Below are 19334 nucleotides of genomic sequence, written 5' to 3' on the forward strand. Positions count from 1 at the left end.
GCTGACCAGCATCTTCCCGTCCCTGCGAGCAGCACCAGCCCACCGGAGCCGTGGAACCCGGCGCCCACCCGACGCGACAGCCGGGCCCACAACACACCCCTCAACACCCCAAGCAGCCAAAACGGCCCGCCAGAAGAACCGACGGACCGTCATGAAAGATCGAGGCTAGGTTTGCCTGGGGCTTCGACTGCCGTGGAAGCCTGCTGCTGGCCGCGGGTGATTTCAGGGGCGGTATGACGTCGCTGTTCGAGCGTTTGGACATGGAAGAAGCCCTTGTGCGCGGGGAGTTGTCCGTCCTGCGCGAGAAGATCGCGGTGGCGGAGGAACGACTGGCCCACTTGACGATCACGCGGGAGACATTGCGGTCGCTGGTGGGCAACGGGCCCGCCCTCGAGGAGGTCCCTGCGGGGCCGGAGAGCGGGGTTTCGCCCGATGAGCCCTGCTTCACCGCTGCTGATGGCGTGGTCGCCGAAGAACCGGTCGCGAAGCGGGGGCCTTTGGGTTGGGAGGTGGCGCGGGAGCGGATGCTGGTGCTTCTGGCGGGGGCGGGGAGGGCTATGAAGGTGCAGGACATCTCCGCCGCGATTGGTGAGGACACCTTGGTTGCCCGGCGGGTGGAGACCACGCGTTCCCGGCTGAAGCGGCTGGTGAAGGAGGGCAAGGTGGTCGAGGGCCCGACAGCGTGGTTCGCGATCGCGCCCGCCGACGGGGCCGGTGGAGGGGGAACGGGGGCCGCCGTGGGCTGATGAGCCGTCCGCCAGTTGGCTTCCTGCCGCTCTGGCGGCGAAGAGGCTGGCACCGCCGAGAGTAGAGCTCGGCGGTGCCGGTTGCTTGAGTCCCCTGGGAAGGCGGCTCTCGCATGCCCTGACAGTAGTGGAGATCATCTCGCTGGTGGGTGCGGAGCCGCGAAATCATCATGCCCGGTCGCCATCATGCGAATCCGGGCGGAATTCGAGGCTCATTGTTCGCGCTTCCGGACAAGAACAGGCTCGGTCGGCCACAGGTGAATGCCGGTAAAGGCAGACAGGCGGGCGATGGTTGCCACGTCCGGCCAGGATTTGCCGGCCAGCAGGTCGGCGATGGCTTGCCGGTTGACCCCGGATCCGGCCGCCGCAGCCCGCAGGCTCAGGCGTCGGTCGTCCATCGCGCGGGCCAGCTGGCGGGCGATCTGGCGGACCGCCTCGGCTCCTGGGTCCAGGCTGGCCACGTCGGGCCAGGCTTCCGGATCGTGGGTCATCTGCCGCGGGGGGCGTGCGCGGGAGCGTCCGCCGACCATGCACGCACCATCCTTTCCATTGGAGTCGATCAATCCCCGGACGGCTGTTTGTCCAGCCTGTATTCGTGGACCGTGGTCCTTGATCCCGACACGTCCGCGAAGATCAGCCGTTACCGGCCGCGCGAGGCCCCGCCCGTCTGGGAGGAGGTCGCGCCGCTGGTGAGAGCGGTGGTGACGGCCACGGTGAACGCCGTTCCCTATGACGTGGAACGGCTTTTGCACGTCACCGCGTCCTTGGCCGTCTGGGCTACACAGGCCGGGCATCCCATGGATCCGGATGCGTGGCTGCGCAACGAGGTCATCGACGCCTACGTCCTGTCCAGGGCTGCCAGCCTGGAACCGGCTTCGGTGCGGACCTACCGGACCTGGCTTCTGCGGGTGCGTGATGCGCTGGCGCGGAGTGAGCGCGGGGAAGCCCGACCCGCCCGCCTGCACGCCGATGCCAGCCCTCACCCTCCTTAGAGGACGTCTGGTTCGCGTAGTTCGTGGGTGATTGCGTTTTATACGTCTCGCCAGGTGGGGGTGGTTTCGTCGGTTGCTCGTTTGGCGAGGTTGGAGATCGCGGCGATGCGGATCATGCTCTCGGAGTGTTCGGGTTTGGTCTCGTAGTCGCGGGCGAGACGGCGGTGCATCATGATCCACCCGAAGCTGCGCTCTACCACCCAGCGTCGCGGGAGCACGGAGAAGCCTTTGACCTGGGTGTTCCGTGGGACGACGTCGACGTCGATGCCGAGTTGGGCGCCGTGTTCGATCGCCTGATTCTTGTAGCCGGTGTCGACCCAGGCCTTGGTGATCGTGGGATGGGCGGCCGCGGTGCGGGTCAGGAGCTGTTTGCCGGCTTCGTTGTCGGAGACGCCGGCCGCGGTGACCATGACCAGCAGCAAGAGCCCCAACGTGTCGGTGACGATGCTGCGTTTGCGGCGTTTATCTTGAGCCCGCGCCCCTCGCAGCCTGCTGACCAGGTTCGATGTGTGGTGGACGGTGTCCTCAACGCTCTTGTCAGCAGGGCCCGATGACAGCGGAAGGTTTCTTCTTCGGCGTGTCTCCGGGGCGGCCTGGCAGATCGGCGACGCGATGTTCGCCGAGTGCGAGAGCGAGGGCTTCGCGAAGCTCTCGGTTCTCCGCCTCCAATTGCTGGTTGCGTTTGGTGGCCGCCTCCAAACGACGCAGTAGGGAGAGGTCGGAGGCCCGTTGCCGGTCGGGGACGGGCCGCGTCGCGGGGACGTGGTGGCGGGCTCGAAGGCGTTCGATCTCGGCTCTGAGGTCGGACTGGTTGTAGAGCCAGGACCGGGAGACGCCCGCTTCGCGGGCGACGGTCTCGAAGGTGATCGCGGTGCCGGTGGCGTCCATGCGACGCAGGGCGGCGACCGCCCGTCGGCGGGTCGCCGTGGCCCGGCGACGGGCCGCGGCGACGATGAGGTGGGAGTTGTCAGCCGGCATCCGCGGCCTCCGAGCCCTGGCCGTCTTCCAGCTCGCCGATCATGCGGTCGAGGTTGTCGGCGCCCTGCTGGTTCATCTCGGCGACACGGGTGTGTCCGCAGCTCTTCGCGTTGTCGATCAAGGTCAGGGTGCGGGTGTGTTGTTCCTTGAGTTCGGGCAGGAACTCGGGCCCTGTCAGGAAGACGGGGCATGTCAGGCAGGCATTCGCATGCGGGCAGGACTTCTGGACGGGCAGCCCGCAGTAGCCGTTGGGCAGGGTCTGGGTGGCGATGCCGTAGCGGGTCTTGGCCCACTGGGCCTGACCGAGCGGCCCGTTGACGTCGAGCGCGACGTGCTCGCCCGTGATGTTGACCTTCATCGCCGCTTCCCAGCGGCGCCGGACGGTCTGGTCAGTGATCCGCGCGTAATGGGCGGTCATCCGGGATGATTCGTGGTCGAGGAGAACACGTACGACTTCCTGCGGGACGTCGCGGTTGATCAGTCGGCAGGCAAAGGTGTGCCGCCATTGATGGGGCGTCAAGCGGACGGGGCGGCCGTGCTCGTCGCGAATGTCGCAGGTCGCAAGCCAGCGACGGAGCATCTGCCGGTAGCTGCCGTCGGACATCCGCAGTCGTCCCGAGGCGTTCGCGTGCGGCCGGGGGAAGAGGACGCCGGTGCCCTGGGGCCAGCGTTGAAGGACGCGCTGCTGGTGGTCGCGGATAGCCTGTTCGAGTTCCTCGTCGATCGGGACGGCCGCCTCGCGTTTCATCTTGGTGTTGAAATATCGCAGGTAGGGGGCATTTTGGCCGTCGTGGAGGAGGCAGTCGAAGTCCAGGCAGATGACGCTTGAGATCCGCAGACCGCCGCGGATGAGGATGAGTGTGACCAGGCGGCCGGACGGGTTGTCCCAGCGGTCCAGGTTCTCCTCGGATTCGACCTGGGCCATGACGTGCTCGGCCAGCCGACGGGAGACCGTGGCGGCTGGTTCCGGTGGGATGTCGCCGGGGTAGAAGGCGGCGGTGCCGGGCAGGGAGTCGTCCCAGCGGTGTTGCCGGATGGCCTGGAAGAACAGGTTCAGGTTGCTGATCCGTCCCTTCTTCAGCCCGTGCCCGCCGGGTTGGGAGGCGACGTGGGCGAGGTGACGCTCCAGCAGTGGGCGGTCGATGTCGGCGAGACGGTCGACGCCGACGTGTGCGAGGAAGCCGCCGAAGCAGACCAGCGCGTCCAGGCCGGTGTGGGCCGCGGTGGTGCTCAAGCCGCTGGTCAGTCGCAGCCGTAGCCAGCGTTTGGCCAGGTCACGCAGCCACCGCTGGCCGATGCGCTCGAAGTGCAGCCGGATGCGCGGCCTCGGGACGGTCGCGGTCGCGGGGGTGGTGATGCCCGGCAGTCGCTCAAGGCGCCACAAATCCCGCGGAAATTCGCTCTCCCAGCCGGCGCCGTCGCGCAGGATCTCGACGGCGTCGCGGACCTCGATCAGGAAGAGCCCCGGTTCACGGACGCGGCCCGAGGCCGCGTCGTGCCGCCACTGCTCTTCGGTGAGGTCGAGCAGGGAGGACACCCCGACGGCTCGGGCGAGCCGGACGGCTTGGGCCACGATGCGAGGTGGCGTCGTGCGGCGGTGGGCATCGGACCGGCATTGCAGCCCGTACTGAAACTCCAGCGTCAGCTGACGGGGCAGATCGCGCAGATCGATATGGGCGGTGCCGGTCAACTCGGCGTCCAGGATGAACCGTTCAGGGTCCGCTCGGCCAGCGTTCGCCCACCGCTCGTGGTGACTGCGGCAGAACAACATCCGCGGGCCTTCCGCCCACAGAGTGCAGAACGACAGCCGACACTCGGCCGGCACGACACCCGGCGCAACCAGATTCGGCGCATCCCAGACGTCCGGACTGGGCCGACCGGCCCGGCGCCACCGCTCGTAGTGCTTGGCGCACAAGCCCTTCCCGAAGTTCCCGTAACGGCAACCGGCAATCGTGCAGACCATCAGGGCCTGACGCCCGCGAACGGGCAGGCCGGGATCGGCGAGGAAGTCTTCCATCGCCGGGCGGCCGCGGTGGCGCCAGCGGATCACGTGCCCGTTGCAGAGCCCCCGCATGCTGACGATGCGGTCGCAGTCGGCAACACTGCAGGCCGGGGCGACGAAGACCGGGTCGTCGGGGGCCGGACGGTAGATCTCGGTGCGGAACTCGGACCGGACCGCGGCCAGGAGCTTCTCCAGCAGTCCGGCCCGGTCGTGACCGGCAGACAGGGCGTTGAAGGTCACAGCCGGACCTCCCGTCCGCTGAACCACCCCGCGTCCTCCAGGGTGCGGCGGGCGTCCTCGACGGTCAGGTGACCGTAGGTGTCGATCGTGGTGCTGATCGAGGCGTGTCCGAGGAGTTCCTTGACGTTCTCCATGCCCGCCCCGCGACGCAGCAGCCAGGTCGCGTAGGTGTGCCGGTATTGATGGGGTTCGAACGCGATCCCCGTCGTCTTCCGCAGCCGTCTGACCAGGTCATAGACGGCCGGATAGGCCCAGGGGTGGCCATGCGGCTCGGCGAAGAGGTTCACGAAGACGTAGTCGGAGTCCAGGGCGCCGTACTCGCGGTGCAGGTAGTCGGAGTACAAGCGCATCAACTCCGCACTCGCGGGGATGGTCCGCATGCGGCCGGCCTTCGCGCGGGCCCGGTTGTCGTTCTGCCGTGGCACTACGGTCACCTGCTTCTCGGCGATCGCGATGTCGTCGTGCCGCAGGCCCAGGGCCTCGCCGATGCGGACCCCGGTGTCCAGGAGCAGGGCGAACAGCAGCCGGTCCCGTAGATGTTCGCAACCGTCCAGGATCTTCTGAGCCTGGGCGGCGGTCAGCACGCGGGGACGCTTGCGGCCGGACTTGAGCTTGATGGTCCTGGTCCGCTCGGGCTTGCCGGAGGCGATGTGCTGCAAAAACGGCTTGTAGGAGGTGGCCGACGAGCGGTGCCGTCCGGCCGGACGCATCGTCACCAGCAGGTCAGCGACCTCGATGCCGCTGCGGGCATGGAACTCGTAAAACGTGCTGACCGCGGCGAGCTTGCGGTTCACGCTCGAGGCCGCGCAGTGGTGCTCGACCGTCGGCAGCACCGCCACCACCCCGCTCCGGGCCACCGGCGGCAGCCGCAGCCAGGCCACGAAGGCGGCCACCACCTCCAGATCGACCGACTTCCAGCCCAGGCCCCGGCCGTCGAGATAGGTCCACCAGTCCTTCAGGTCATGGGCGTACGCCTTGACGGTGTTCGGAGACCGCTCGATTGCCGACAGGTAGGCCAGGAACGACTCCACCGGATCGACTGGCCGCAGATCATCTCCCAGCAGCGTCCACGACTCCGTCGCCGACCCGGGTGCCACCACCCTCTGTACGCGCATCGCGCATCCGCCCCTTCCGTGCTGGACGGCGGCAGATAACCGCATCCACCACGGGAGTTGGGGGACGTTCAGGATGCTTCACGCACATGAAGGACACGCTCGCGCGGGCTCAAGATAACGGCCCACGATCTTCTTGCCCGCGTCCGTGCCCTGGCTCGCGACGGGGACGCTGGTGGAAGTCTTGACGCTCTGGGCGTCGATCACGCAGGCCGACGGCTCGGCATTCCGCCCCTCCTTCTGCCGCACCAGCTCCCTGAGCAGGCTGTTGAGCTGGGCGAACATGCCGTCCTTCTGCCATTTGGCGAAGTAGCCGTAGACCGTCTCCCTACAAGTTACGTGGAATCTGGTGCCGCAGGATGCGTCTCGTATCCTGCGGCGTTCCTACGTACTGAGGAGATCCGTTGGGCAGCGCGATGGTGCTGGAGGAGAGGTGGCCGGTCCTGGGTCGGCATGAGCGGGCGGCCGAGTGGCTGCGAGTGTGGACGGATCTGGGGCGGGCCCCGCGCACGATCGACGCGTACGCACGGGGCTTGGCCGAGTACCTGACCGTCTGTGAGCGGGACGGCGTCGATCCGGTCGCCGCGAACCGCCTGCAGGTGGCGGCGTTCGTGAAGGACCTGTCCACCCGGCCGAGCCGCCGGGGAAGCAACGTGGTCGCGCTGGACTCCGGGGTCGGCCTGGCGAACGCGACGCTGCAACAGCGCTTGGTGCCAGTGCGGTTGTTCTACGACTACCTCATCGAGGAGGGCATGCGGGAGTCCAACCCGGTGGGCCGCGGCCGCTACACACCCGGTCGCCAGTTCGGGGGCCACCAGCGGGGACTGGTGCCGCGCTTGACGAAGCTGCCGTGGATCCCGAACGAACAGCAGTGGCTGGACCTGCTGGACGTCGTGCGGGAGGAGCCGGTGCGCAACCGCGTCATGCTCGCGCTGGCCTACGACGCGGCTCTGCGGCGCGAAGAGTTGTGCTCCCTGCGGACCGACGACCTCGACCCCGCTCACCGGACCCTGCGGGTCCGCGCGGAGACGACGAAGACCCGACGCGAGCGCGTCGTTCCGTACTCGGCGGCGACCGGTGTCCTGCTCTCCGGCTACCTCGCGCACCGGGCCACGATCAGCCGGGCCCGCGGCCCGCTGTTCCTGTCGGAGTCGCGCCGCAACTTTGGCCAGCTGCTGACCTTGTGGACCTGGTCCAAGGTGGTCCGACGCGTCGCCCTCGCTGCTGACCTGCCGCGCTTCTCGACGCACACCACCCGGCACCTGTGCTTGACCGACCTGGCGAGGATGGGTTGGGAACTGCACGCGATCGCCTCCTTCGCCGGCCAGTCGACACTGACCTACATCCACCTGTCCGGCCGGGACCTGGCGGAGAAGCTGAACCGCGGCATGCAGCAGATCCACTCCTGGCGCGTGAACATGCTCACCCGGGCCGCCCAGAGCACAGGGACGGTCGCCCAGTGACCGCCCACCCAAACCCAACGACCGCACCCGTCTGGGCATGGCCGGTCGACCTCCCCAGCTATGACCGACGCGGCCTGCTCACCGAAGCCGAGGCGGAGGCGCTGCGGAACTGCAGCATCGATGAGATTCGCCGCCACGACCTGGCCGCGGATCTCCCGTCTCTGCGAGCGGCCGCCCGGCTGGTCCGGCCGCTCGCTGATGTCCTTGCTGCCCTGCACCTGCCACCAGACGACCGCCATCAGCGCCGGTACGCACGCGATGCGGCAGGACTCGTACTTCTCCGCAGCGGCGAGCTCCGCCGGGCTTTCTGGGGCTGGTCGGTGCAGGACTGGGCTGACCTGATCAACGCCGATGGCGCCGAGTTTCGACGCCAATGGGGCGGCAGATCGGCCCCAACGCCCGGCCGTTCCTGATCGCCTATGCCTACCTGCTCGGCGAGTTCACGGCCTTCGAGCGGATCGGCCGCTTCATGCGGCCGAGCCTGGCCCGTCGGGTGTTCGGCGCCGGGCTCGTGGACGCGGCTGTCGAGCAGGTCTGCACAGTGCTGGCCGACTGGGGGTATCGCCGCGATGCCCAGAAGCTGGAGGCAGTGCTCTGCCAGGTGCTGCTGTTGAACCGCAGCCCGCAGTTGGAGGACCTGTCCACCGAGGCCCTGGGCGAACTGCGCGAGAGCCCGCCGATGGGCGGGCAGTGGGGCAAGGACCTGCACAGTGTCCACCGGGCGGTCGATGCGCTCGGCCACGCGGACCCGCCGAGGCTGGGCCCTGAGGCGGGGCCAGCGGCCATGAAGGGAGTCCCGAGCGGATGGGCGGGGTGGGTCGAGCGGTGGTACACGACATCGACGCTGACGCCGAAGATCCGTAGGAGCTACCGCAGGGTGCTCGCGAAGATCGGCCGTTGGCCGGCTGCCGAGCACCCCGAGATCACCGAGCCAGGCCAGTGGACCCGCCAGACCTGCGCGTCCTGGGTTGTGGCGGTGGACCGGATGTCCGTCGGCGACTTCTCCCAGTGGACCCATGGCATGCGCTCACAGGGCCGCATTGGCACACCGCTCACCGCGCAGTCGAAGTCCGGCTACCTCAAGGTGCCCCGCGCGTTCTTCCGCGACCTACACGAATGGGAGTGGACCCCGCAGCGCTTCGACCCTGCCCACGCCTTGCGGACACCGCGAAGCGTCCGCGCGTTGATGGGCCCGGACCCGCGGGTGATCGCCGACGACATCTGGGCGAAGCTGCTGTGGGCCGGCCTGAACGTCGAACCCGGTGACCTGCCGACCTCGGACAGTCGCACCTATCCGGTCGAGCTGATCCGGGCCATCACCTTGACCTGGCTCTTCGCCGGCCAGCGAAGTGATGAGATCGCCCGGCTGCGGGTGGGCTGCATCCGCTGGCAGTACGACGGCCTGCCCATCCCCGGTGACTCTGGCGAGTTCCTGGCCCGCGACGCGGTCTGCCTGTTGGACGTCCCGACGCACAAGACCGGCACCGCGTTCACCAAGCCCGTCGACCCGCTCCTGGGCAAGGCCATCGAGGCATGGCAGGCCGTCAGGCCCGCCCAACCGCAGATGCTCGATCACAAGACCGGCGATTTGGCAGACTTCCTGTTCGCCCACCGGGCCCGCCGGGTCGCCAAGCACTACATCAACACGGCGATCATCCGAATGCTCTGCCGCAAGGCCGGCGTCCCCACAGCCGACGTTCGCGGCAACATCACCAGCCACCGGGCCCGGTCCACGATCGCCAGCCAGCTCTACAACGCCAAGGAGCCCATGACGCTCTTCGAGCTGCAGGAATGGCTTGGTCACCGTACTCCGGAGGCGACCGCCCATTACGCGAAGATCACCCCGAACACCTTGGCCAGGGCCTACAACGACGCCGGATACTTCGCTCGGAACGTGCACACCATCGAGGTCCTCGTCGACCGCGATGCCGTCGCCTCCGGCGCCGTCGCCGCAGGCGAGCCCTGGCAGTACTACGACCTGGGCCACGGCTGGTGCACCTACAGCTTCTTCGAGTAGTGCCAGCACCGGATGGCCTGCGCTCGCTGCGACTTCTGCACCCCCAAGGACTCCAGCCGGGGCCAGCTGCTGGAGGCCAAGGATAATCTGCAGAAGATGCTGGCCAACATCCCCCTCACCGACGACGAACGCGCCGCCGTCGACGACGGCCAAGCTGCCCTCGACCAACTCCTGGCGCGACTCACCGACGTCCCCACCCCGGCTGGGCCGACACCTCGCCAGCTCGGAATACCCGCGACAGCCACGTTGCTTCCTGTCGTCGAGGTCCGGCATAGCAAGCAGCCGGCAGGGAGCCACGAAGAGCCGTTCACGACCGGCGGCACCAACTGAAGGGCGAAGTGTGACGTCTCAACCTGCTCCGGGCCTGGCCAGTCTCTATCCTGAACTCGGCCAGGACGGCACGCTCCAGATCGCCCTGCAGAAAGCCGTTGACCAGGCTGGATATCGGTTCGACGTGCTCCCCGAACGAGCTCCAGGATGGAAGCGATCAGGAGCTCGGGCGGACAGTGGCAGCCGGACAACGAGCGTTCTCCTGGGCATCCAGGACCGCTGCTTCATCATGAGCTTCTGGGAACGCGGTGTCGCAATGGCCAAGGGCACGACAGCCACTTTGAACGAGGCTGCCACGGCTACCGGGGTCTGGCAGTCCGGCGCCAACTTGGAAGATCTGCGATCCGCATGCCCGTTCGTCCGCTACGGCTCGCTCGCCGAGGCCCACGAGCGCGGCACCGCGGTCGAGACCATGTGGACGATCTACCGTCAGACCGCGGCGCCATACGTCGACCACGACCTTATCGAGGCCGCTTACGCCCAGCCACAGCTTCGAGCCTTGTTCCCTTTCCACAGCCACAGGTCACTGAACTTCAGCCGCTGCACCGGATTCCCCTACACCCACGACGTTCCAGTGGTTACTCCCGTGGACGGGAGATACCGCGTCACCTGGCGGAAGACCCGCTCGCCTCAAGGACCGGCGGACATCGGAGAGGCTGACAACCCGCGTGACGCAGTCGCCTTGGTCGTCGCCCACCTTCCCCCCGAGTGCGGTCCGGCAGTCGCTGGCACTGCCTATGACCTTGACAAGTCAGATTCCACATAACCTCATGGCAGTGCAGCCGCTGCCGTCCCACTCGAAGTGGTGTGCGTGGCACCACCACTTGAACAGGCCGACTTTCTGCTCGTCCACGAAGTGCCAGGGGCGGTCGTATGCGGTGATACGAGCGGTCAGCCGCCAGGTCAAGCCGAAGTGCCGGGCCCGGAAGGTCACTGCCTCACCGAGTGCGAGAGCGCCGCGGGTTCTGCCCCTGCGGTCTGCCCCGGAAGCGGCCATTGATCGGGTGTGTTCTTCCACGTTGAGGCAGGCGTCGAACGCTTGCTCAGGAAAGGCCGTCAAGACCGTGGTGATCTCACAGAGCGGCACCGGAGCTCCTCCCTCTTGGTGGGACGCCGGCGGTTTCCGTGCCTGGCGATGCGAAGGGACAGCTCTCAGCGGACGGGTTCACAACCGAGATCACCCGTGTGCGCCGGGACCTTCAGGTGCTTGGCTGCTCATCCAGGATTGACCTTTACAGTCCGCGCCTGTGCTATCTGGCCCGCCACCTGCCCGTCCACCGCAAGCGCATGCCGTCGAGTGCGTCGAACGCTCAGTCAGGGCCGAACGGCAGCACCCAGCGTGAGCGAATGCGCAGGAGCGCCTGGTTCCCCAGTCCCCGCTACAGCCTGCCATGGCCAGGTAATCCCCTGACAGAGGCGGGCAGGCCAAGCCCGCTCGGAGCGGGGGCCACGCCAGGGCACCCAGTCCATCAGCCGGATTTCCTCCGCTCCCAGGCACCGGGCCGGAGCCAGCCCGAAGCCGAACTCCGGCCAGCGCAGCCACAGGCTGGAGCCGATAGGGCGAAGGTCCCGGCGGGGCATCCCCGGTACAAGATGCGGAGAATGCGCCTCGATGAGCATGGCGGCTCCGCCGGTGGCCGTGCGCAGTGTTTCCAGCCCGCTCATCAGCGAACGGGCTGTTTCTTCCTCGTTCGGGTTACCCAGCGCGAGTTTGTACAGAGGGCCGACGGTGATCAGGCTCGGGCGAACCTGCTCTACGCGCCGCGCCAGCCACGACCGGTCGGCCGGATTCGTCAGATCCAGACCCCGTTCCGGGATCTCCACCGCCACCTGGCCCGCTCGGATCGGCGCGCCCTCTTCGGCCGCTGCCTGGGCCATGCGCCGCAGCCATGGCCGGGCTTGTCCGGCGGAATTTTCCGCGTCTACCATGAGCACCCGCACCGGCCGGATGCGGGCACGTCGCCAGGGATGCAAGCCTGCGGCGGCGCGCATCGCGATCTGCCGCAGAAGCAGGGACTTGCCGCCGCCCTCCCCAGCAGTGACCATGAGCCGGTCCCAGCGCGCCAGCACCCCGGGTATCACCCACTCCGGTTCGTCTTCGGCTTCGGCCAGGAACTCGAGCAGGTCGAGCGGCGGAGTGTCCGTAACGGCCAGCCCCCGGTCCCGGGCGGCGCGCATGTCCTCCACCGCCCGCTCGGCGATCTCCTGCGGGTCGCCGTCAGCGGCGTACCCGGCAGCTACCGCCCGGGTGCCGGCGGCAATGACACCGCGCAGCAGCGCTACGTTCCGCACCCGCCGGGCGTAGTGGTCCGCGTTGGCCGTGGTCGGCACCGCCTGCACCAGCTCGTGAAGGTAGGCACGGCCGCCGATCCGCGCCAGGTCCGCCCGGCGCTCCAGCTCCGCCGCCACCGTGATCGGATCACATGGCTCATTGCGCACCGCCATGCTGCACACCACATCGAAGATGGTTTCGTGCGCTGGACGGTAGAAGTCGGAACCGGTCACAATCTCGATGACGTCGACAATCGCCTCACGGGACAGCAACATGGCGCCCAGTACGGCCTGTTCGGCCTCCGAGTCCTGTGGCGGCATGCGCGTAAGGTCATCGCTCACAGTCCGCTCCCCTGGGCGAGGATCGCGCGCTTGACCGCCTCGACTTCCGCCCGCGACGGCAGCAGCCGCTCATCCGCAGGGCTACTCGGCACCGTAGACGACCGGCTCGGAACCGGAACGCGCGACCGTTCGCAGTGCAGGGTCAGATCCATCCAGCCGTTCGCCGGCATCTCTGACGCTCGCGCCGCCAGCCACTCCACCGGCAGCCCGGCCGACAGCAACTCCCGCGCCTGGCGTCGCAGCGCCTCGCGCCGCCTCTTCATCAGCGGACGTCCGAGCGCTGTCTCGTAGGCATCCACCACCACGTCGGACGGTCCCGGCCGGGGAGGGTCTGCCTGCTGCCTGCGCTGAGCGCCGCTGGTCTCTCCTGGTGCGGCCTTCCCTCTGCCCCGCCGGTTGTCTGCCTCGCGTGTCCCGGAGAGAGAGTCTTCTTCCTCTTCAGTCTTAATCTTTTTAGCCGCCGACAAACCGAGAGTCGTGGCACCGGCCTCCGGTTTCCCGTAGGTCGTGCTGACGTGCGACGAATGCATATTCCCGCTGGTCACCACCGACATACGGGTTCCCGTCGGCCGGTTGGGCGAGGGACCGACGGAGGAGCGGGAACCGTCTGTGCGAGGGTCGATCCACTCCGGCTCGATCCGCACTGCGAGGGCGCCCGCGCTCACCTCGGACAGCATCTCGGCGATGTCCTGGCGCGTGAACGGAATCGAATCGGCAGTGAACTCGGTGCGCCACTTCCCATCGGCACCGTGAACCTTGAACTTGACGACGTAGGCCCGGGACACGAGGTTACGCATAGCACCGCTCAGAGCTTCCCGGCCTTCCTTGCGGCGCTTGGAGATCCCCTCGACCGTTACGTCATCGCCGTCCTTGGCCCGCAGGAGCAGCGTCAGGAGCCCCAAGGCCAGCACATGCAGCTCTTCATCGTCAGCGGCTCCGTTATCGATCGCCACGAACCGTGGCGGCCTGCTGGCACGCTTTCTCACCGGGCCACCCCCGGAGCGGTGCAGTGCGAACTACGGGAACGGCCCCGCCTATCGCCCTCCCACGAGCGCAACCCTCCGGCCACGTGGTGCTCCTATGTTTCGTATACGCGATTCGTGCAAGACATCAGAGCCCTGGACCCACCACAGCGATGACGGAAGGAGGACTTCCGGCCGGACGAAGGCACAGGCTTGGTTGCCCGGCACGATCCGTTCCGCACCCGGTAGTGGGTACGACTCCCGGCCGGCAGGTATGGACAGGTACCCGTTAGTGACGGACGCCTGGTCCTTCACGGTGGTTCACTTGGTGTTGAGGAGCCGCTCGGCCACTCGCTTCGTCAGCGCCCGGCCCTCGCTCTCAATGCCGGATACGGCATATACAGGGCAATCGGAGATGAAGTACACGGGGGAAGGGCACCGCCGAAGGCCCGTGGGATGGCACTAGTGGACTCGAAGGCCCGATCGCCCGGTCCAGGGCATGACTGCCCTGGCAGATGAGCAGGCGAATCTTCTGTACAAACGCCAAGCGGTGACGGACTGTGCGGCGGGACAACGCACTCCGAGGTGGTCGCCAGCCGCTGCTGCACGGCAGATAAGTGCACAGGGTCAACCGCATCCGTCCGAGCTGGTGCAGCGGAAAAGCCGAGCGAGTTGAGCATTTGGCCCCGTTCCTGGGTAGTACGAAGAGAACCGTGGCGTAGGGTGCACACCTCGAGGGCAGAAGTGGTCGCTTGCGGTTGAGGCCACAAGGCTCATCAATGGAGTGCGGGCAATCCCTTTCTGGCCGCACATGCCCTTTATATGGGGAAAACCGAGGCAACAGAGACACTGAGCTGCCCTGGACCACAAGCGGACAGCCCAACGCTGTGATGACTGAAGACAAGCAAGACGCACTCAAACATTGATCACACAAAGACCAGACGACCTCCATATCCAGATCCAGGCCCCCGGAGAAGCCGGCTGCTCACTGTCAAGTCAACAGGACCTCAGCTCCATCTGCCGCTCCGCGAAGTCGGCAGACCAGCCTGACCCTTGGCCGGCTCACAGCACCCTCCCTGGCTGGGGTCCGGTCGCTCGCCAGGCTCAGTCCGGCGGCGGTCCACGCCACAGCCGGCAAAAGAGCCCAGCCAAGATCACCGGCCACACAAGCTGGAACAGTCCGATCCGTGACCACAGCTGTGGTCAAAAGTCCTCGTGCGCATCACCCCTCGTCCAGTCCGGCTTCCTTACCTCATGGCACACACGGGCCCTAGCCGGTCACATCACCTCTGCATCCTGCGAGTTGACATGGCCTCGGCCTACACCTGACACACCGGTGGCTCATCGGCCACGAGCGCCACCATCCAGAGGTGCAGTAGGATCCGCTGTGGAACCCACCCCTGATTCGACCACAGCAGTTGTCAGCGAAGCTATCCCCATCTCAACGCGATCGTCAACTGGCGTTACCCTGCGTGATATCGGGATCGATGATCCACCCACATCCATGGAAAGGGGAAGGCGGGATGCCCGGTGAGTGAGATACCACCCAACCAGCTCGCCAACCGCTTGAACCGTCTGTTCGCGACGGTCCATCCACGCGGGCGCGGCCCCTACAGCAACGAAGATGTTGCCAAAGCCATCCGCGCTCAAGGCGGCGACATCTCCAAGCAGTACATCGCCTACCTGCGCAACGGCGAGCGAGACAATCCGCGCCTGCACCACTTGGAGGCACTCGCACGCTTCTTCGGCGTCAGGGCCGCCTACTTCTTCGACGACGAAGCCGCCACCGAGATCGACAGGAAGCTCGATCAGCTCGCGGCTCTGCGTGATGCGGGGGTACACACCGATGACCTGCTTGCACTCAAAGAAGCAGGTGTCACCGAAGTCGCAACGCGAGCAGCCGGGCTGTCTCCCAAAGGGCTGAGCTTTGCCTCAGCACTGCTCGACCAGCTCCGGAGGATGGAGGGGCTCCCCCCGAAGTCCCCCAGCGATCAATGAGCACTGCGCCGGCCACGTGCGTCGGCACAGCAACGGGGCCGGTCGCCCGTACCCGGAGAAACCCTCGTGCCATCTCCCCGCGTGAGGCTACCCTTCACGACACTGACCATTGTGCGACCGGACGGAGACCGATAAGCATGCTGACCTGGGGAGGCGACCCGTGCGAGCGGCTTTGATCCGTCGCTTCGGAGGACCTGACGTCCTACAGGTCACGGAGCTACCTCCCCCGGAGCCCAAGCCTGGGCACGTGCTCATCGACGTGAGCCGCGCCGGTGTCAACTTCGCCGACGTTCATATACGCCAGAGCAACTACCTCAGCGAGATACAGCTGCCCTACGTCCTGGGCAGCGAAGTCGTGGGCCGACGGCGGATCGACGGTCAGCGCGTCCTTGCGTTCACCATCCGGGGTGGGGGGTACGCCGAATGTGCTGTCGCACCACAAGGGACCACCTTCGAAGTCCCTGACGGCATCGACGACGGCCAGGCCTTGGCATTGGCGGTTCAGGGCAATACCGCCTGGCATCTGCTGCACACCTGCGCAAGGCTCCAGCGGAAGGACTCCGTCGTGGTCTTTGCTGCTGCCGGCGGGGTGGGCACCCTGGCCATCCAGCTCGCCAGGCGGGCCGGTGCCGGTCGCATAATCGCCGTCGCCTCCACCCCTGCCAAGCGCCAGCTTGCCCTCGGTCTGGGCGCTGACGTCGCCGTTGACTCCACCGGTACGGATCACTTGACCGAGCGGCTCATCGAAGCAAACCGCGGTCACAAGGCCGACATAGTGCTGGAAATGACTGGCGCACTATCGCTCAATCAGTCCCTGAAGGCATTGGCCCCCTTTGGCCGGCTGGTGGCCTTCGGCTATGCCAGTGGCCGGGCGGCCACCCTGGGCACCCGGGACCTCATCGCCAGCAGCCAGGCGGTCATGGGGTTCGCTTTGCCGCAGATCTACCCCATCCGCGGCATGCTCGCTCACTCGATGAAGGAGCTATGGGACGCGGTGCTGTCTGGTGACGTGACCCCGCACATCGGCGGCCGGTATCCGTTGAGCAAGATTCAACATGCGCACATGGATCTCCAAGAGCGCCGTACCACCGGCAAACTACTGCTCGACCCCGCAAGTTAGATCAGACTCGCCTTGCAGGGGAGCGGCTGGCCAGCACTGTGCTACTTCACTCAAGCTGCCGCACGGCGACGGCATCCTTGGATCCACAGCCAGTATCGGCCGCATTGGTCACGTACGAGCTCGCGAAGGCGTGTGCCACGCGTTCCAGCCAAGACAGTTCACTGGCCAGGTCGGTGGTGGAAGAGCTGGCTGTCCCGCCGGCCACCGACTCAGCGTTCTGCACCCCGCGCGACTTCTCACGTATCCCCAACCTGATAGCTGCCGCCTCCAGAGTCACTTGAAGCTCCTCCCCGTCCATGCCCGCTGACTGTGCCTCACGAGCCACAGCTCCCAGTTGCTCTGCGTTCACATAGGGCCGGAGGGCGCGCTGCCCGTCCCTGATCTCAATAATCAATCGGTAAAGGCGCGTTTCAAGAGCAGGCACGAATACGGGCGGACGCGGTGAACGCCTCGGGAAGAGGGCAATTCCGGGTGTAGCCTGGCAGAGCGCGAACCACAAAGGATAGAGCCGACGCAAAGACCGGTACTGTCGAGCCCTGGTCATCAAGCGCTGCCCCCACCCGGGAAAGGTACCGCCGACCACAAGGACCAGAGAGCCCAGGTTTGCGCACACCGGTGCCCCCACGATGGCAGCCGCATCAAAACAACTCATGCCACACCAGCGGCCGATCACGCCCAGCGTCTTCCCCAATAGATAGCCGGTAATGAACACAGATCCCAGCGCAGTGAGCCGCAAGGACCGGCGCAGCCACGGATGACTGATGGCACGGGACGGCAGCCATGTCAGCCGGGCTGTATTGACCAGGTTAAGGCCGTAGGTAGCCAGGTAGACCGCCATGTATGCATCGGCGTACTGGTCTTTGGCGAAGTACACTTCGAAGTCGACGGGGTGTTCACCTGGCAGCGGAGCGCCGAGAAAGATAAGGATCATAGCGACAACGGCCGTGCCGAATACCGCCCATACCCACGGGGCCTTACGCCGGACTCCGGCGGGATCGTTGAACCAGCCGAGCAGCATAAGCTGGGTGGCCAGTGCGCTGAACACGATGCATCCATTGCTCAGCAGGGTGCCGAGGTTAGCGATTCCGAGCAAGCGATCGATCCGCACATACAGGCACGGCGTAATCCAGACGTACGCCAGTGCGGTACACAGCCTGGCTAAACACAGCGCCCTGAGCGCCGAGTTACCGGAGTCGCGCCGCAGATCCCGGACCTTGTAGCCAAGGGCGAGAAAGCTGGTCACCGCACATAACGGATAGACGATATCAAAGGCAGCAATAGCTGTATCGATCATGCAGAACTCTCCTGCCGACGCTGCAGGGAACGCTCCAGCCTGCCAATAAGCTCCGTCATATCCGGCGGGACCAGCGGCAGTTCAGGCGACCACTGACTGACCCGTCGCAGAACCTGCGTAGCAAAGAACTCGGCAGCCCATTCTTCAGGATCGGCGTACTGACTGCGACCGAACATGTGCCGGATCAGAAGAGGGTCGATGTCATCGGGCAGCGTATGGTGAGCGGACTGGCCTGCAAGCCCACTGAATGTTGTTTCATGCTCCCAGAGCAAGTGCCCCAACTCATGTGCTATTACATGCGATTGATGCATTACTGACGTATCTGCCTCATAGAAGATGTAGTCGGCCTTAGCCGTGGCAATGAGCAGACCACACGGGCTCTCGGCAGGCAAAGCGATCGGGGCAAGACGAATCGGCCGCCCGCGCCGCTCACCTACCCAGTGGCACAACACACTGACATCAAATGGGTCCGGAAGATGGAGAGTACGTACAAGTTCCTCACACTCACGTCGTATCCGCCTACGCCTCACCAGGTCTGCCCTCCCTACGATTCAACGTCACGAGACCGCGTCAGAGAAATATCACTCCACTGCACAACGGACATGCCCCCAGTAGTGGCACACGAGGTCGCTGGTTACCTCATGAATGCCGCGCGGCCATGACCCACACGAGTCAACGAAGTTGATATCACCCCTTGTTTCGATGGGTAGTGGAACGGGCTGGGCCATCCCCACGCCCTGGCCTCAGGACAGCAACCTGCAAAGCGGCACGGGCAACGCAGGGATCGCAACGGCAACGACATCACAGACGACACCGGCGCCGTGGCCGGCGAGCAGCGAGCCCTCCTTGACCCAGCACCCGGAAGAGCCCCACCCACGGCAGCCAGCAGCATCGTGTACCGGGGTCGCACATCCAACCAGCATGCCGATCGAGGAACTGCCCAATCGGGGAAGAAGCCCCCCTCCCGCGCCCGGACAAGGCCCCGTCGTCAGCCACGGCAAGACGCTGACGGGCCACCACCTTCTCGACATCTGACCTCCCCTGCAGCTCCGGGGCCTGGCCCTGCATACCGCAGTGCACGACCACTGCGAGAACACACCACTAGCTCCATTTCCAACGCGCCATGTCCGCGGCCCAGGTTGGTTAGTGGCATCCCACCACCCTCTCGGAACCATCATGGCCCCAACGGCATCGACACACCGCACGGGACTGCCATCTCCTCGCCACGCGCACATGCGCCGGCGCACCTCGCCCGCGCCACATGTGGGCGTCACTTCAAAAGTGGCTCTGTTCCACATTCCGGATGCTACTGATGATCTACGCCAGTCGGCGCACCAAACCAGATTGGGCGCAGCTCTTCAGTTCATCCGCTTCGCCACACAGGACCACCTACGCATGCGGCGAAGCGGCACCAGTCTGGCCCAGCAGGTCGTTCCGCAATCTTGTGAGAGCGCTGACCACGAACTC

General features: G+C 66.3%; 17 protein-coding genes and 2 pseudogenes. 9 read left to right on the plus strand and 10 right to left on the minus strand.

Annotated elements, in window-relative coordinates; genetic code table 11:
* Window positions 1-233: 233 nt before the first annotated feature.
* On the plus strand, window positions 234-746 hold the full coding sequence (locus ACIHFE_RS33835) for a hypothetical protein (protein WP_400112811.1): 513 nt from the start codon (window positions 234-236) through the stop codon (window positions 744-746).
* Between the two features lie 212 nt (window positions 747-958).
* Here ACIHFE_RS33835 and ACIHFE_RS33840 read toward each other — a convergent pair whose 3' ends face one another.
* Window positions 959-1237, minus strand: coding sequence for a helix-turn-helix domain-containing protein (locus ACIHFE_RS33840; RefSeq protein ID WP_400112813.1), 279 nt, complete (start codon window positions 1235-1237; stop codon window positions 959-961).
* 87 nt (window positions 1238-1324) lie between these two features.
* Here ACIHFE_RS33840 and ACIHFE_RS33845 point away from each other — a divergent pair, with 87 nt between their 5' ends.
* The gene (locus ACIHFE_RS33845) at window positions 1325-1738 is read left to right on the plus strand and encodes a hypothetical protein (RefSeq protein ID WP_400112815.1); all 414 of its coding nucleotides are present in this window, start codon (window positions 1325-1327) and stop codon (window positions 1736-1738) included.
* Window positions 1739-1776: 38 nt separating this feature from the next.
* On the opposite strand, the pseudogene ACIHFE_RS33850 reads toward ACIHFE_RS33845, so the two are convergent.
* The 5 genes and pseudogenes from ACIHFE_RS33850 to ACIHFE_RS33870 form a co-directional block, all read right to left on the minus strand.
* A pseudogene (locus tag ACIHFE_RS33850) lies at window positions 1777-2271 on the minus strand (transposase); the annotation flags it as partial.
* Between the two features lie 4 nt (window positions 2272-2275).
* Window positions 2276-2716 (minus strand): DUF6262 family protein, encoded by a 441-nt coding sequence (locus ACIHFE_RS33855; RefSeq protein WP_400112816.1) that lies wholly within the window; start codon window positions 2714-2716, stop codon window positions 2276-2278.
* Complete coding sequence (locus ACIHFE_RS33860) at window positions 2706-4958, minus strand: tyrosine-type recombinase/integrase (protein ID WP_400112818.1); 2253 nt, start codon at window positions 4956-4958, stop codon at window positions 2706-2708. Before ACIHFE_RS33860 ends, ACIHFE_RS33855 begins: the two co-directional genes overlap by 11 nt.
* Complete coding sequence (locus ACIHFE_RS33865; RefSeq protein ID WP_400112821.1) at window positions 4955-6073, minus strand: tyrosine-type recombinase/integrase; 1119 nt, start codon at window positions 6071-6073, stop codon at window positions 4955-4957. The genes ACIHFE_RS33860 and ACIHFE_RS33865 overlap by 4 nt, the downstream gene beginning before the upstream one ends.
* 117 nt (window positions 6074-6190) lie before the next feature.
* Window positions 6191-6394, minus strand: a pseudogene (locus ACIHFE_RS33870) (IS5/IS1182 family transposase); the annotation flags it as partial.
* Window positions 6395-6474: 80 nt separating this feature from the next.
* Here ACIHFE_RS33870 and ACIHFE_RS33875 point away from each other — a divergent pair.
* The 5 genes from ACIHFE_RS33875 (at window position 6475) to ACIHFE_RS33895 (ending at window position 10646) form a co-directional block, all read left to right on the plus strand.
* Window positions 6475-7533 (plus strand): tyrosine-type recombinase/integrase, encoded by a 1059-nt coding sequence (locus ACIHFE_RS33875; protein ID WP_400112823.1) that lies wholly within the window; start codon window positions 6475-6477, stop codon window positions 7531-7533.
* Complete coding sequence (locus ACIHFE_RS33880; protein WP_400112825.1) at window positions 7530-7946, plus strand: hypothetical protein; 417 nt, start codon at window positions 7530-7532, stop codon at window positions 7944-7946. Before ACIHFE_RS33875 ends, ACIHFE_RS33880 begins: the two co-directional genes overlap by 4 nt.
* Complete coding sequence (locus ACIHFE_RS33885) at window positions 7907-9550, plus strand: tyrosine-type recombinase/integrase (RefSeq protein WP_400112827.1); 1644 nt, start codon at window positions 7907-7909, stop codon at window positions 9548-9550. The genes ACIHFE_RS33880 and ACIHFE_RS33885 overlap by 40 nt, the downstream gene beginning before the upstream one ends.
* A 96-nt stretch (window positions 9551-9646) precedes the next feature.
* A complete protein-coding gene (locus tag ACIHFE_RS33890) occupies window positions 9647-9880 on the plus strand; it encodes a hypothetical protein (RefSeq protein ID WP_400112828.1) in 234 nt (77 codons plus the stop codon).
* Window positions 9881-10109: 229 nt separating this feature from the next.
* Complete coding sequence (locus ACIHFE_RS33895; RefSeq protein ID WP_400112830.1) at window positions 10110-10646, plus strand: DUF6193 family natural product biosynthesis protein; 537 nt, start codon at window positions 10110-10112, stop codon at window positions 10644-10646.
* 548 nt (window positions 10647-11194) lie between these two features.
* Here the strand turns inward: ACIHFE_RS33895 and ACIHFE_RS33900 are convergent.
* Both ACIHFE_RS33900 and ACIHFE_RS33905 read right to left on the minus strand, forming a co-directional pair.
* Window positions 11195-12493, minus strand: a complete 1299-nt coding sequence (locus ACIHFE_RS33900) for a DnaB-like helicase N-terminal domain-containing protein (protein ID WP_400112832.1) — start codon at window positions 12491-12493, stop codon at window positions 11195-11197.
* Window positions 12490-13446, minus strand: coding sequence for a hypothetical protein (locus ACIHFE_RS33905; RefSeq protein ID WP_400112834.1), 957 nt, complete (start codon window positions 13444-13446; stop codon window positions 12490-12492). The genes ACIHFE_RS33900 and ACIHFE_RS33905 overlap by 4 nt, the downstream gene beginning before the upstream one ends.
* Before the next feature lie 1539 nt (window positions 13447-14985).
* Between ACIHFE_RS33905 and ACIHFE_RS33910 the strand changes: the two genes are divergently transcribed.
* Window positions 14986-15453, plus strand: a complete 468-nt coding sequence (locus tag ACIHFE_RS33910; protein WP_400112837.1) for a helix-turn-helix transcriptional regulator — start codon at window positions 14986-14988, stop codon at window positions 15451-15453.
* Window positions 15454-15700: 247 nt separating this feature from the next.
* Window positions 15701-16573: a zinc-binding alcohol dehydrogenase family protein gene (locus ACIHFE_RS33915; protein WP_400112839.1), complete on the plus strand. Its 873-nt coding sequence runs from the start codon at window positions 15701-15703 to the stop codon at window positions 16571-16573.
* Window positions 16574-16619: 46 nt separating this feature from the next.
* On the opposite strand, the gene ACIHFE_RS33920 is transcribed toward ACIHFE_RS33915, so the two are convergent.
* The gene (locus ACIHFE_RS33920) at window positions 16620-17867 is read right to left on the minus strand and encodes an MAB_1171c family putative transporter (protein WP_400112841.1); all 1248 of its coding nucleotides are present in this window, start codon (window positions 17865-17867) and stop codon (window positions 16620-16622) included.
* A complete protein-coding gene (locus tag ACIHFE_RS33925; protein WP_400112843.1) occupies window positions 17864-18259 on the minus strand; it encodes a hypothetical protein in 396 nt (131 codons plus the stop codon). The genes ACIHFE_RS33920 and ACIHFE_RS33925 overlap by 4 nt, the downstream gene beginning before the upstream one ends.
* Between the last annotated feature and the right edge of the window lie 1075 nt (window positions 18260-19334).

It is taken from the genome of Streptomyces sp. NPDC052396, from assembly GCF_044593195.1.
GTDB lineage: Bacteria > Actinomycetota > Actinomycetes > Streptomycetales > Streptomycetaceae > Streptomyces.

Bases quoted from the DNA above. Each gene is read 5' to 3' on its own strand.
- ACIHFE_RS33865 (WP_400112821.1), bottom strand. From the start codon at position 6,073: ATGCGCGTACAGAGGGTGGTGGCACCCGGGTCGGCGACGGAGTCGTGG.
- ACIHFE_RS33895 (WP_400112830.1), top strand. From the start codon at position 10,110: ATGAGCTTCTGGGAACGCGGTGTCGCAATGGCCAAGGGCACGACAGCC.
- ACIHFE_RS33890 (WP_400112828.1), top strand. From the start codon at position 9,647: ATGCTGGCCAACATCCCCCTCACCGACGACGAACGCGCCGCCGTCGAC.
- ACIHFE_RS33840 (WP_400112813.1), bottom strand. From the start codon at position 1,237: ATGACCCACGATCCGGAAGCCTGGCCCGACGTGGCCAGCCTGGACCCA.
- ACIHFE_RS33855 (WP_400112816.1), bottom strand. From the start codon at position 2,716: ATGCCGGCTGACAACTCCCACCTCATCGTCGCCGCGGCCCGTCGCCGG.
- ACIHFE_RS33885 (WP_400112827.1), top strand. From the start codon at position 7,907: ATGGGGCGGCAGATCGGCCCCAACGCCCGGCCGTTCCTGATCGCCTAT.
- ACIHFE_RS33920 (WP_400112841.1), bottom strand. From the start codon at position 17,867: ATGATCGATACAGCTATTGCTGCCTTTGATATCGTCTATCCGTTATGT.
- ACIHFE_RS33835 (WP_400112811.1), top strand. From the start codon at position 234: ATGACGTCGCTGTTCGAGCGTTTGGACATGGAAGAAGCCCTTGTGCGC.